The sequence below is a fragment of the Vallitalea longa genome (genome assembly GCF_027923465.1).
GTDB lineage: Bacteria > Bacillota > Clostridia > Lachnospirales > Vallitaleaceae > Vallitalea > Vallitalea longa.
Map to the genome: position 1 here is coordinate 232,538 of NZ_BRLB01000002.1, position 14,288 is coordinate 246,825.

Here is a 14,288-nt window from a genome sequence, read left to right on the forward strand (position 1 = left end):
TTTATTAGTATAACTAATTATATCAAATAAGTAAAATAAAATTATGTTCAACATCAATTTTAACCATTATATAATAAAAAACCTTAAAATATAATAAACAAATGGAGCTGTAAATATAATACTATCAAGCCTATCTAAAATACCTCCATGACCTGGCATTATGGTACCAAAATCTTTTATATTATTCTGTCTTTTCATTGCTGAAGCAGCCAAATCACCTATTTGTGATAATATAGACCCCACTCCACCAATAAGTGCAAAAGTAATAAGATTCATAGGATCTGATAATTTTTCTAAGTTAAGTAGAATAACACCATATATGATACAAAGTACAATAGCTCCAACAATACCACCTATAGAACCTTCAATACTTTTTTTAGGGCTCAATTTTTCAGCCAACCTATGTTTTCCGAAATTGACACCTACAAAATAAGCTACAGTATCACTTCCAAAAGCAGCAATAAATATTAGCCATATTGACCAAGCACCATATATTTCATTACTTCTTACTAACAAAATATGGGATAAAAGATAGACCACATAGAAAAATCCTATGAAAACATTCATAATCTCTTTTAGATCATTTTTTGGATAAAACAAAACATAACTAATCAATAATATCAAAAAGAATATACCATAAAATTCTTGTAGATACGTACTTTTATCAAATACTAAAAGCAAATAATATGCAAGAGTAGCAACATAACCTACTACTTTAAGTTGTAACCTAACTCTATAAGCCCTATAAAATTCAAAAAGTCCTATTAATGAAACTAAAAATAATATTAAAACTAATATCTTACCACCATAAATTAAAGGAACTAACAATATAGGCAATGCAATTATTGAAGATATAACTCTTGTTTTCATATACCCATTCCTCCTTTTATCTTTCTTTAACTTTACCATACCTTCTATCAATATTACTATAGTATTCTATAGCACCTTCTAAATCTTCTATAGTAAAATCAGGCCAATGTTTTTGGACAAAATAAAATTCAGTATAAGCTAACTGCCAAAGTAGGAAGTTGCTCAATCTCATTTCTCCACTTGTCCTAATTAATAAATCTGGATCAGGTATGTCTTTCGTGTCAAGATATTCTTCTATAAGATCTTGGTTAATAGAATTTATATTAATTTTATTATTTTCAATATCACAAACTATCTTTTTTGTCATTCTAACAATCTCATCTCGGCCACCATAATTTAAAGCAATTTGTAGTCGTAATCCAGTATTGTTTTTTGACCCTTCTTCTAATCTATCAATACTTGTTATAATATCCTTATCAAGTCCAGTTTTATCACCTATGACTCTTACCTTTATATTATCCCTACTAGCATTTTTTAAACTTGTTTTTAAATATTGTCTTAATAAATTCATTAAATTATTTATTTCATCTATGGGTCTAGCCCAATTTTCAGTAGAAAAAGCATATGCGGTTATATATTCTATACCTATATCATATGCCTGTTTACATATTGTTTCTAAAGTTTTAGAACCTTGTCTATGACCCGCTTGTCTTTTTTTGCCTCTTGATTTTGCCCATCTACCATTTCCGTCCATTATTATTGCCACATGTCTTGGAACATTACGATTATTTTCTGTTTTCATAAAAACAATTCCTTTCATCCTAAGAAATATTATATTATTATTCCTAATAAAGGATATTAAAAACAACCCCTCATATAGAGGGGCAAATATAAACAATCTATACTGTTAGTATTTCTTTAGTCTTGTTGTCTACATGTACATCTATTTCTTTTATATATTTATCAGTTAATTTTTGCATATCTTTTTCATAATCTTTCAAATCATCTTCTGTTATTTCATGGTTTTTTTCTGCTTTTTTAAAATGATCCAACGCATCTCTTCTAATATTCCTAACGGCTACTTTAGCTTCTTCACCTTTTTTCTTAACGTCTTTTGTTAAAGATTTTCTTCTTTCTTCAGTAAGTTCAGGGAATACTAATCGTATGATTTTACCATCATTATTAGGAGTAATTCCTACATCAGAAGCTAATATTGCTTTTTCAATTTCTTTCATCATACTAGCGTCCCATGGTTGTATTTGAATCATTCTAGGTTCAGGTATTGAAACATTACCAACTTGTTGTAATGGTGTAGATTGACCGTAATAATCAACTGTAACTCTATCCAATACATGTGGATTAGCTCTACCCGCTCTTATTGAATTATAATCGTTATCTAACGCATTGATTGTCTTTTTCATTTTTTCTTCATACTTATTAATTTCTTGTAACATTTTTTCTCCTCCTATTATTTTCTTAGCCATACGATAAATAGCAGGAAATCAACTATTTGTTGTATAGCTTATATCGTAATGAATGTACCGCTAATGTTATTTTCCATAGCATTTTTAATACTGTCTTCTTCAATCAAAGAAAATACTAGCATAGGCATATTTTGCTCCATACACATAATCGCAGATGTAAGATCAATTACTTTCAGTCCTTTGGAAACAATATCCTTATAAGTCAATTTATCATATTTTTTAGCATTTATGTTCTCATTTGGGTCACTATCATACACACCGTCAACATTTTTAGCAAGTAATATAACATCACATTCTGTTTCAATAGCTCGTAGTGCAGCTGCTGTATCTGTTGAGAAATATGGATGTCCTGTGCCTCCTGCAAATAGAACTACTTCATTATTTGTTAAACGCTCTATTGCTTTATCTTTAGAAAATTCTTCTGTTGTAGTTCCAATTTTAAAAGGTGTCTGGACAACACTTTTTAACCCTATGGTTCTTAAAATTTCTGCCATATATAGCGAATTCATAACTGTAGCCATCATACCTATTTGGTCTGATTTGGTTCTATCCATATTCTGGCTAGTTCTTCCTCTCCAGAAGTTACCTCCACCAATTACTATAGCCACTTGAGTACCTTTTTCTACGATATCTTTTATTTGGTTTGCTACCATTAGTACTGTTTTTTCATCAAATCCTACACCCTTTTCACCTGAAAGAGCTTCTCCGCTTAATTTTAGTAAAACTCTGCTATACTTTGACATATATAACACCTCTATCTATTAATTTATCACAAACTAGTAATTTTTTCTAGTATAAATATCCATTTCTTAAAAAAAGGAAACACTAAGTGTTTCCTTTTATTTAAATTACATATGAAAATCCATATAATTATTGCATTTGCTTTGCAACTTCTTCAGCAAAATTTTCTTCTCTTTTTTCTAAACCTTCACCAGTTTCAAAACGAACATATTTCTTAACAGATAATTGAACACCAGTTTCTTTTGCTACTGAAGCGATATATTTAGAAACATTTAAATCGCCATCTTTTACATATGCTTGATCTAATAGACATATTTCTTTCATTTCTTTATTTAAACGACCGATAATCATTTTCTCAATTATATTATCAGGCTTATTTGGATTTTCGTTCTTAGCTTGTTGCTTAAGAATTTCTTTCTCTTTTTCAATATAATCAGCATCTACTTGATCTCTAGAAATGTATTTAGGTGATACAGCTGCAACTTGCATTGCTATATTTCTAGCACATTCAATTGTTGCATCATTAGCTTCCCCTACCATTTCTACAAGAACACCGATTTTTCCACCACCATGAATATAAGAAGCTACAAAACTTCCATCTGCTTCGATTTTTTCAAATCTTCTGATGTTCATGTTTTCACCAATAACTGCTATTTGCTCTGTTAAAGCATCTTTAACGGTTTTACTTTCATCTTTAACCCAAGCATCATTTAAGAATCCTTCAATATCATTAGCTTTTGTATTTGCTGCTGCTGTAGCAACATCTGCAACATAACCTTTAAAAGTATCATTTTTAGCAACAAAATCAGTCTCACTGTTTACTTCTACGATTGAAGCAACTTTGTTATCATCTGAAATATATGTTGCAACTAATCCTTCTGCTGCAATTCTTCCAGCTTTTTTAGCTGCTTTTGCTAATCCTTTTTCTCTCAAGAATTCAACAGCTTTTTCCATGTCTTCATTATTTTCTACTAGTGCTTTTTTGCAATCCATCATACCAGCACCAGTTCTTTCTCTTAACTCTTTTACCATACTAGCAGTTACTGCCATGTTTACACCCTCCATATTCATTTTTATATCGTACTTAATTAATACTTTAATTCATTAGTAATATTTATTATATATCATAGCTACATATTGTTTATTAGTAATTATTAACATTATAATCTCAATCAATACATATTTCAGAATATACAATAAATGCTTCAACCATAGTAGCTGGTTGAAGCATTTTTATAATTACTATTTAGCCTTTGCTTCTGCTTCTTTTGCAGCTTCTTCTATATTATCTTGTGCACCTTGGTTAGCTTCAATAACAGCATCTGCCATCTTAGAAACGATTAATTTGACTGCTCTAATAGCATCATCATTACCAGGGATTACATAATCAACTTCTTCTGGATCACAGTTTGTATCTACAATTGATACAATAGGTATTCCTAAAATATGAGCTTCTTGAATAGCAATCTTTTCTTTTCTTGGATCTACTATAAACATAATATCTGGAATATCTTTCATTTCCTTGATACCGCCAAGATTCTTTTCGAGTTTTTCCATTTCATGTTTTAACTTAATTACTTCTTTTTTTGGTAATAAATCAAAAGTACCGTCTTCTTGCATTCTCTCTAAGTTCTTAAGTCTTCCGATTCTAGTTTGGATTGTTTTAAAGTTTGTTAACATTCCACCTAACCATCTTTGGTTAACATAGAACATTCCACAACGTTCTGATTCTAATTTGATTGCATCTTGAGCTTGTTTTTTAGTACCAACGAATAATACATTACCACCATCTGCTACTGCTTCTTTAATAGCATTGTATGCATCGTCTACTTTACCTACAGTTTTTTGTAAATCGATGATGTAAATTCCATTTCTCTCAGTATAAATATACTCAGCCATTTTTGGATTCCATCTTCTTGTTTGATGTCCAAAATGAACACCTGCTTCTAACAATTGTTTCATTGAAATAACGCTCATGTTATACCTCCATAATTTTGGTTTTTTTCTTCCGCATTCTTCAACTTTTTAGAATACCGTATAAGGCACCTTTCTAAAAATCTGAATACGTGTTTTTTCACGAGTGCTAGTATATCATAATACCCAAAAATAATCAAGCTAATTTGTAAAAATTTTCATTACTTCTTCGTATGTACTATTGATTTTGAATTCATATGTTCCTATTTTAATCTTTCCAGCAATATTGTTAACCATCAAATATTTATCACATTCATCAATATCGTCAATAACTTCATTATCAAATAGTATTTTAGCTGCATCTCTTGAACTCATTCCATACTTGATTTGAATTTTTACTGTATCATTTTCATTATTTTTTTCATCATTATAAGATTCTTTTCTATCTTGTTCATCTATCACTTTATTGTTATCGCTTTGCTTATTCTCTTCTTCGTTATCAACAGGAATTATCATTCCTAATTTTTTAGCTTTTAATATTATTTCTTTATCAGTTAATTCTGTTTTAGATTGTTCATCTTCTACTACCATACCTAATTTTTGGGCTTTTGATATTAAATCTTCATCGCTTATATTTTCGATAGCATTTTTATTAATATTTAAGCCAATGAAATAAAAAATAATGGTAGTAATTATTAAAGTAATACCTACACCTCTAAAAAAATATTTATGTTTGTTCATTATGCACCTCATGAATCCACTATTCTCTTGTTGTTCCTAATTCTAGAATCAATTTAACTTCACCTTTACCTAAAGCCATGATCTTGGCTATATCGGTTATTGAATATCCTTTTTTATGAAAATCGATTATCTTTTGATTCTTGTTTTCTACATTTTGAAAATCAAGAGCATAATCTTCCTCTATTATTTCATCATCATTTTCTATTACTTCAATTTCATTTTTCTTTTTAATACTGTTAATGTTAGATAGTTTTTTAATGTTTTTTTCTTTTTCACATATAAGTTGGTATAAGAATAATAATTCTTTATGTTTATCATTTAATTCCTTTTTGATGAAACTAGAATAATCGTTTAGTTCTAGTATCTTATTACTTATTTCTTTCATTATTTCATCTTTATTCAGATCCATATTTTCAATATCTTTATTTTTAGAAATTAATTCTTCCATCAACTTTTTTTCTGTTTTGGTATCTTCAGACTTTTGAGTTTTGTCTTTTACCATAAAACTCAATACTATAAAAATGATACCAATTATAATGAATGCAATAACAATTATGTTTATATACTCCATGCAAGTTACCTCTTACCATTAAAATTTTATTTTTAATTACTCAATATTCCACTAGATATTTTATGCTTGTAAGCTAATTAAAAGGCTATGCAGAATAATATTATAGTTGAGTTAATTGAGTTAATCATATTCTAATATCTATTTTATTTCTTGTAATACTACGATGATTTTTATCTTTTTCGTTTTCTTTCTTATTATCTTTTTTCTTATTACTGTTTTGGTACTTGTTTTTACCTTTTTTCTTAGCATCCGGTCTAGAATAAGCTTTTTCGTTTTCACCTGACTTAACGACATTTTTAGTTTCATTTTTAACGTTAGCATTTATAGTTTGAGAAATATTTTGTTGATTGATATTTGACTTCTGTTGGTCAAGATGTTTGATACTAGCAACTTCTTGGGTCTTAGGTAACATCACTTGCATGTCTAGAGGTCTTATTGACATAGAATTACCTCCTTATTATCTTTTTATTTGTTAACTGTAACTAGCAATTTTTATATCTGCTCCATCTTGATACAATACACAATATTTAATATCTTTTCTAACATAATATTTTACATTACCTATTGAAACCCTAACACCAGGATATATATTTCCTATTACTTTTACTTTTCCCGTGTTCTTATTATCAATGTTATCTACCATCTCATTATATTTTTTTTGATAACTGGTCAATTTATTGTTAACAAATATTTTACTTCTAGTAGCTGATATCAACATTTCTTTTTTTTCTTTGCTAAGTTCTCCGGATATTCGTTTTTTCTTATTTAATAGCGTTATTATTTGACTCAATTTAACTTCTTCTTTAGTTAATTGTTTGATATTTTTCTGTAATTCATTATATTCATCTATATATGTAGGATCTATTCCAACATCTATAACCGTGACTGTACCCATATGTGAACCAATGACCTTAGCACTGACTTCGATACCTGACCTTACAGTACCTCCAGATATTAATCCTTTTTTTCCATCTACTAGTATGTTTCCTTTACAAGAAACATCACTATGTAGAATTGCATCAGAGTGAATGCACCCTCCAGCAGTAACTTTACTGTTTTCTATGTATTTGGCCATCACATTACCTTTAGCCTCAATTATTCCTCTATCCATTCCTTGTATTCCTCTGTGGAGAACTATATTGCCATCAGCAATAATATGTGCTCCTTCTACTACTCCACTTACTTCTACATCACCTTTTGCTTTGACATTATAACCAGTAAGTACATTACCACGAATTAGGACTGTCCCAAAAAAATCTATATCTCCAGTTGAATTATCAACATTACCAGGAATCTCAAGATAATCCAGTACAATTACTTTTCCGTCATCTATTTTAACTTGTCCATCTTTGATTGCATATAAAGTATTATCTCTTACTTTAGTATTTTTACCAAAATATAGTTTTTTAGCTTTTACTTTTGGTGGTGGTACTTCCTGACCATAAACATTCTTACCGGCAATGCCTTCTTCTTCTTTAATTAGCCTAGCTAATGCATCACCATCTTTAACGTTAGTAATAAGATTAAGTTTATGATAGTCAACTGTACCATCTTTATTCATATGTGGTTTAATTTTTTTCTGAGTCTCAAATAAATATTCAATCTCCCCATCTTTACCCTTAACGGGCTTTAATCCTCTTGCAACAATTATATCTCTATTATATTTTTTATTTTTTACGATTAAATCGATTTTTTCATAGTCTATACCAAATTCTATATTTCTACCTTGTAATTCTTTAACTATCGCTTCACTTGTTAGTTTCTTACCATCACCTACTGGTGGGCTAAATCTAATATAAACATATAATTTATCCATAGAAACATTTATATCCATAGTTTCATCAGCTGCTTCTACGTTAGAATCAGATATTTTAAAGTCACATACCTCCTCTAAATCTCTTAATTTATCAATAATCAAATCCTTATCATAATCTGTAATGTTATTATTTTCTAATGCAAATAGAACATCATTAAGTTCTATATCCTTACCCTTGTTTTTGCTAGGAAACAACTTAATATATAACCCATCTTCTTTATTTGATAAAATAAAATATCCATCATAAATTGTATCCATAATATCACTCCCCTAAAAACCTGCTAACAGTTCTATATTATTACCCAGCTTTATTTTTAATTTTTTTAGTGCTTTAGTATGTATTTGAGAAACCCTAGATTCTGATACCTCAAGTATATGACTTATCTCTTTTAATGTAAGTTCTTCAAAGTAATATAAGATTATAACTTTTTTCTCGTTATCAAGCAAATTTTCTATAACCTCAGCAAGTATCTCTTTAAGTTCGTTTTTCTCTACAACTCTTTCAGGCTGTGTGTATCTAGACTTATTCATAGGCTCAATTCTAAGCTCACTTCCTTGATCAATATATTCTTCAAGAGAAGTTAAAGTTAAGAGCTTGGTCTGATTTATCCATTTCTCATACTCTTTTAATGTTATACTAAGCTCTTCTGCCATCTCTTCATCTGTAGCTAATCTACCATAAGTATTCTCTAATTTAGAATTAGCATTATCAATTAATTTCTGTTTTTTTCTAAGTGACCTTGGAATCCAGTCCATTCGTCTGATATTATCTAAAATAGCACCTCTTATCCTCAATGACGCATAAGTTTCAAATTTTACTCCTTTGTGAAAATCGAATTTATCTATAGCATCTATTAATCCAAAAACACCATATCCTACAAGATCTTCATATTCGACATTATTACCCAGATACATATTAAGTCTACCAGCCACAACTTTAACTAACTGAGCATATTCTAATATCAATTTTTCTTTTAAGATAAGTGTTCTATCTTTTGAATACTGTTCCCACAATATTATTCTACTCTTCTCATCCATTTTAGCCTCCGTTAAAGTTTTTAGTCTGTTTTACTATCTTCTACGGGTTGTTTATTATTATCAACTTCATTGTCATCAGCCATATCATCTTGGTTTTCATCATCATTAGCTTTTTCATGTTTTTTGTTTAATTCACTAATCATTTGTTCTTTCTCTTTTTTTCTTACTTGTTTGTATACTCTATTCACTATTTTCTGTATGATAGAACCTAAGATAAAGAAGATAGCTAAAACGATAATCATTGTTATACTAAGAGTTTTAATATCGTATCTATTAATAAGTCCTAATATACTAACAATAATTCCTGCAATAAGCATTATTATGATACGCAAATTTCTAACCATGTTACCTACCATCCTTATATGATTTTAATCTCTTTACCAATTGTTTTAATCAGTAATTCCCCTGTTTCTGTATAAAATTCTATTGTTCTACCATAATTTTTACCTGTATCCTTTGAAAGGATTCTAATTCCCAAAGTCTGTAACATCTTAATAGATGCCTCAACATTTCTATCTCCTATCCTCATTAAATCATTATTGCTTTTAAATGAGAACATTTGTGCTCCTCCAGCTAATTTTGCTACAAGTCTTTTTTTATTAGCACCTAACTTAGTCATATCATCAATTAATTTTTTTATACCAGTATCTGCAAATTTTGCTAAATTGCTATTGTTTTTTATCTGAGTGCTATCGGGAAGCATAATATGTGCAAGTCCACCCACTTTTTTAATTGGGTCATATAACACAATACCTACACAAGAACCTAGTCCAAGTGTTGTCAATATACCTGGTGAGACGCAAACATTAAGATCTGCCATCCCAACCTTTATTTTTTCTTCCATATACTACTCTGTTATCCCTAGAGATTTTAATATTGTCCCATAAGATTTAACGTCAGGAATTAATATAAAGTTACCAAATACTTTATCTTCACCTTCGCCAAATTCTGTTTGTATCAATAATGCTTTATCCCCAATTTTACCGAATTCAATAGCAGGTACACTTAGTATAGCTCCGGCCATATCAATAGCCATATATGGTATAGATGATACTATTTTCAAATTAGTTAATGATGATAATGATGATAAATATGCTCCTGTAATAATGTTACCTATTTCTTTTAATGCAGACAAATCTATTTCAGTAAAATCTTCAAAGGTATTTAATTCTTTTCCCATAAGTATATTAACTAGATTATGTGCGGAGGTCTTCTCTAGTATAAACATCATCATTCCATTGATTTCACCATCTACATTAAGTAATATCCCTACTACTTGATTTTCAGCACCACCTAATACATCTGATAACTCTTTAAATTCAGATATATTTACTTTTGGTACTCCCATATCAACTTTTTTGTTAATCATTTGAGAAAGGGCAGTTGTAGCATTTCCTGCCCCAATATTTCCAATTTCTTTTAATACATCTAGCTGTATGTTATCTAAAGTATCAATATTAATATTATCCATTAAAATATCCTATCCCTTCGCTTAAGACATAAATATTAGTAATCAGTCTTATATATTCTAGTTGATAATCAGCATCTTCTAATCGTTAGTATTAATTAAGCCATCTATATTTAGTAAAGTCACTAATTCCTTACCAATTTTGCCAACACCTTGAACATAAATATTTTTTTCATCGCTAGAATCTTTAGCTATTTTTTCAATATTGTCTTCTGTTAAATTAATCACTTCCTTAACTTCATCAACAATAAATCCCATTGGATTACCATCTATCTTAACAATTATAATTCTAGTATCATTGGTATACTCATCAGGGTCTAATCGAAATTTAAGTCTTAAACTCATTACAGGAATTATATCCCCACGTAGATTTACGACACCTTTTATATAATATGGTGCTTTCGGAACCCTAGTTATTCTTAACATTCTTTCTATATTATGTACATGTTGTATATTAACTCCATATTGTTCATGACCAATCTTAGCTACAATATATTGTATGACTTCTTGATTATTATTTTCTTCCATTTTGCGACCCTCCTATTAAACTAATGAATTTACATCTAGAATTAATGCAACCTCGCCATCACCAAGTATAGTAGCACCTGCGATTAATTTGATATTAGTTAAATATTTCCCTAATGTTTTTATTACTATTTCTTGTTGTCCAATAAGAGAATCAACTACTATTCCAGCTTGTTTTTCTCCTTTATTCACAATAACTACAGTTAAGGAATCTTTCTCTTTATCTTCAGTAGGTATATCCAATTTATCATGCAATCTTATAATTGGTATTACACGTCCTCTTAGATTAATCACTTCTTGATTCTGGATATATTTTATATCAGATATTAATACATCTTCTATATTTTGAATTGTATTAAGAGGTATTGCATATTTTTCTTCTCCAAGATTAACCATTAGTGCCTGGATTATAGCAAGTGTTAAAGGAAGTCTTATGATGAATTTACTGCCTCTATTGATTTCTGTTTTAACTTCAATATCACCCCCGAGAGCTTCTATTTTAGTTTTAACTACATCTAATCCGACACCTCTACCAGAAACATCTGATATCTTTTCTGCTGTACTGAAACTTGGTTTGAACAATAATTCTATTATTTCTTGATCGTTCATACTATCAGCTTGTTCTCTAGATAATACGCCTTTACTTACAGCTTTATTTTTGATATTATTTACATCTATACCTTTCCCGTCATCAACAACTTCTATAATTACATTATTTCCATCTTGGTATGCTCTGAGATCAATTATCCCTACAGGATCTTTGCCTGCTTTTACTCTTACATCAGGAGTTTCTAGACCATGATCCCCAGCATTTCTTAATAAGTGAACTAAAGGATCTCCAATTTCATCTATTACTGTCCTATCAAGCTCTGTTTCTTCTCCAGACATGTGTAATTCAATATTTTTATTTAATTTTCTTGATAAATCCCTTATTAGTCTAGGGAAACGATTAAATACACGTTCTATCGGAACCATTCTGACTTTCATAACTGCATCATGCAAATTTGTAGTAATTCTTTCCAAATATTCTATTTGTTCATTGAAATTATGACTAGTATTTTTTAATTCAATAGTCTCTAAACCATTTTTTATAATGATAAGTTCACTAACTAAATTCATAAGAGTATCTAATCTTTCAATATCTACTCTAACAGTTCGGTTTGTCTTAGGCTTAGTTGTTTTACTGGTAGAATTGTTTGGTTGTTTTTTAGTTGTTTTACTGACTTTCTTTTCATTAACTTCTTTTTTTTCTATTTTTGTATTTTCTTCATCTTCAATTTTAATTTCATCAGTTAAAACTTCAGTTACTTCTGCAATAGAAGTTAATTCCTTTATTATAGTTGAAGGCTCTTCTTTAGTTATTATGAAGGTTGAAAAATCAGTATCGAATTTTTCATCTTCAATATCTTGCACAGCAGGATATGATTTAATAACTTGTCCTAGCTTTTCCAATGTCCTAAATACAATAAATGCTCTTGCGGATTTTAATACGCAACCTTCACTTATATAAATAGTAGTACCATATACTTTATAATTTTCTTCATAAGCTTTGATTATCGCATTTCTTTCAAAATCAGTAAAATTAATGTTTAAGTGTTTTCTCTTATCCATATCAGATAATGATTCTTTTTTAGCTGAATTTGATTTTACGTTATCTTCCTTATTACTTTTATTACTGTCTTTATTATTGGTTTCATCATCTTTTTTATCATTGTCTAAAATCATATTTAATTTATCAATGATATTTTGATTATCTTTGTCGCCTTCGGAACCAGATTCAACAATTTGATCAACATACTGCTCTAATGCATCTAAGCATTGAAATAAAACATCTAATAAATCAGCTTCTACTTTGATTGTTCCATTTCTTATTTCAGATAGTACGTTTTCCATGTCATGTGTTAATTTCTGCATCCGTTTATATCCCATTGTAGCAGCCATACCTTTTAGGGTATGAGCAACTCTAAACACTTCATTAATCAATTCTACATTATCTGTATTTTTTTCAAGTTCTAATAATGATTCATTTAAACTTTGTAAATGTTCTTTTGATTCCTCAATAAAAATTTCTAAATATTGGCTTATATCCAATTAAAGCACCCCCACTTTCTTAAGAATTGAGTCTGATATTGATTCTAATGGTATTATCTCATCAGCAATGCCCTTAGCAACAACTGCTTTTGGCATTCCATATACTACACAAGTTTCTTCATCTTGTGCAATTATATGTATTTTATGATTATCTTTAAGATTCCAAAGGCCCTCGGTACCATCATTACCCATACCTGTCATAATTACACCAATTAGGTTATCTATATTAACATCAACCAATGAATTCATCATCACATCAACTGCTGGTCTATGTCCTCTGAAAGGGTCTTCTTTTGATAATTTAATGCAAAGATTGCATTTCTTGTCTTGTATTACTTTCATATGATAATTCCCTGGTGCAATATAAGCTGTACCTTTTTCAATAATATCACCATCTTCAGCTTCTTTTACATTTATTTCACTTAATTGATTAAGTCGGTCGGCTAAAGACTTAGTGAATCCTGCTGGCATGTGCTGTACAATAATAATTCCTGCATCCAAATTACTTGGAAGATAAGGCAAAACATATTGAAGTGCTCTAGGACCACCTGTTGAACAACCAATTGCTACTATTTTACTGTTTATTGATAAACAATCATTTTCAGGTTTAGTTGTTCTGAATTTTTTTGAAGGATAGTCTCTTCTTCGAGGTTTTAACTGTTGTATTTTAGGAGTTTTTATATTTACTGCCATCAATAATTTCTCAATTAACTTATTCTTCATTTCTTCAGTATTAACTTTAAAAATATTTTGAGGCTTAGTAACAAAATCAATAGCTCCAAGTTCCAACGCTCTAATTGTTTCTTGTGTTCCTTCACTAGCAAGAGTACTCATAACAATTATAGGTACATGTATTTTATCAAGTTTTAATTGTTCAAGCATCTCTAATCCATTCATTATAGGCATTTCAATGTCCAGAGTTACAACATCAGGTTTTAGCTCTTTAATTTTTTGCAGTCCATCTTCCCCGTTTTTTGCAGTTCCTATTACCTCACATCTAGAATCACTTTTAATTATATCAGATATAACTCTTCTCATGAATGCAGAGTCATCAATCACAAGAATTTTTTTATTATTTATGCCCATATT

17 protein-coding genes are annotated in these 14,288 nt (G+C 29.4%); all 17 read right to left on the reverse strand.

Going from position 1 to position 14,288, the window contains the following annotated elements:
• Positions 1-66 precede the first annotated feature (66 nt).
• The 17 genes from QMG30_RS07205 to QMG30_RS07285 all read right to left on the reverse strand — a co-directional run bounded on the left by QMG30_RS07205 (position 67) and on the right by QMG30_RS07285 (position 14,285).
• Positions 67-870 (reverse strand): phosphatidate cytidylyltransferase, encoded by an 804-nt coding sequence (locus QMG30_RS07205; RefSeq protein ID WP_281813928.1) that lies wholly within the window; start codon positions 868-870, stop codon positions 67-69.
• Between the two features lie 16 nt (positions 871-886).
• Positions 887-1,612, reverse strand: coding sequence for an undecaprenyl pyrophosphate synthase (gene uppS / locus QMG30_RS07210; protein WP_281813930.1), 726 nt, complete (start codon positions 1,610-1,612; stop codon positions 887-889).
• Positions 1,613-1,709: 97 nt separating this feature from the next.
• Positions 1,710-2,264, reverse strand: a complete 555-nt coding sequence (frr, locus tag QMG30_RS07215) for a ribosome recycling factor (protein WP_281813932.1) — start codon at positions 2,262-2,264, stop codon at positions 1,710-1,712.
• A gap of 68 nt (positions 2,265-2,332) precedes the next feature.
• Positions 2,333-3,037, reverse strand: a complete 705-nt coding sequence (gene pyrH / locus QMG30_RS07220; RefSeq protein WP_281813934.1) for a UMP kinase — start codon at positions 3,035-3,037, stop codon at positions 2,333-2,335.
• A 127-nt stretch (positions 3,038-3,164) separates the two neighbouring features.
• Positions 3,165-4,085, reverse strand: coding sequence for a translation elongation factor Ts (gene tsf, locus QMG30_RS07225; protein WP_281813936.1), 921 nt, complete (start codon positions 4,083-4,085; stop codon positions 3,165-3,167).
• 192 nt (positions 4,086-4,277) lie between these two features.
• Positions 4,278-5,012 (reverse strand): 30S ribosomal protein S2, encoded by a 735-nt coding sequence (rpsB, locus tag QMG30_RS07230; protein ID WP_281813938.1) that lies wholly within the window; start codon positions 5,010-5,012, stop codon positions 4,278-4,280.
• Between the two features lie 138 nt (positions 5,013-5,150).
• Positions 5,151-5,690, reverse strand: a complete 540-nt coding sequence (locus tag QMG30_RS07235) for a hypothetical protein (protein WP_281813940.1) — start codon at positions 5,688-5,690, stop codon at positions 5,151-5,153.
• Between the two features lie 19 nt (positions 5,691-5,709).
• A complete protein-coding gene (locus QMG30_RS07240; protein ID WP_281813942.1) occupies positions 5,710-6,261 on the reverse strand; it encodes a DUF6115 domain-containing protein in 552 nt (183 codons plus the stop codon).
• A gap of 124 nt (positions 6,262-6,385) precedes the next feature.
• A complete protein-coding gene (locus QMG30_RS07245) occupies positions 6,386-6,703 on the reverse strand; it encodes a hypothetical protein (RefSeq protein WP_281813944.1) in 318 nt (105 codons plus the stop codon).
• Positions 6,704-6,733: 30 nt separating this feature from the next.
• Complete coding sequence (locus tag QMG30_RS07250) at positions 6,734-8,335, reverse strand: flagellar assembly protein A (RefSeq protein WP_281813946.1); 1,602 nt, start codon at positions 8,333-8,335, stop codon at positions 6,734-6,736.
• Positions 8,336-8,347: 12 nt separating this feature from the next.
• The gene (locus QMG30_RS07255) at positions 8,348-9,115 is read right to left on the reverse strand and encodes a FliA/WhiG family RNA polymerase sigma factor (RefSeq protein WP_281813949.1); all 768 of its coding nucleotides are present in this window, start codon (positions 9,113-9,115) and stop codon (positions 8,348-8,350) included.
• 20 nt (positions 9,116-9,135) lie between these two features.
• Positions 9,136-9,459 carry a hypothetical protein gene (locus tag QMG30_RS07260; RefSeq protein WP_281813951.1) on the reverse strand — a complete coding sequence of 108 codons (324 nt, stop codon included), beginning with the start codon at positions 9,457-9,459 and terminating at the stop codon, positions 9,136-9,138.
• 14 nt (positions 9,460-9,473) lie between these two features.
• A complete protein-coding gene (locus tag QMG30_RS07265) occupies positions 9,474-9,959 on the reverse strand; it encodes a chemotaxis protein CheD (protein WP_281813953.1) in 486 nt (161 codons plus the stop codon).
• 3 nt (positions 9,960-9,962) lie between these two features.
• Positions 9,963-10,586, reverse strand: a complete 624-nt coding sequence (locus tag QMG30_RS07270) for a chemotaxis protein CheC (RefSeq protein WP_281813955.1) — start codon at positions 10,584-10,586, stop codon at positions 9,963-9,965.
• A 78-nt stretch (positions 10,587-10,664) separates the two neighbouring features.
• Complete coding sequence (locus QMG30_RS07275) at positions 10,665-11,111, reverse strand: chemotaxis protein CheW (RefSeq protein ID WP_281813957.1); 447 nt, start codon at positions 11,109-11,111, stop codon at positions 10,665-10,667.
• A gap of 15 nt (positions 11,112-11,126) precedes the next feature.
• The gene (locus QMG30_RS07280; protein ID WP_281813959.1) at positions 11,127-13,199 is read right to left on the reverse strand and encodes a chemotaxis protein CheA; all 2,073 of its coding nucleotides are present in this window, start codon (positions 13,197-13,199) and stop codon (positions 11,127-11,129) included.
• A complete protein-coding gene (locus QMG30_RS07285) occupies positions 13,200-14,285 on the reverse strand; it encodes a protein-glutamate methylesterase/protein-glutamine glutaminase (RefSeq protein ID WP_281813961.1) in 1,086 nt (361 codons plus the stop codon).
• Positions 14,286-14,288 lie beyond the last annotated feature (3 nt).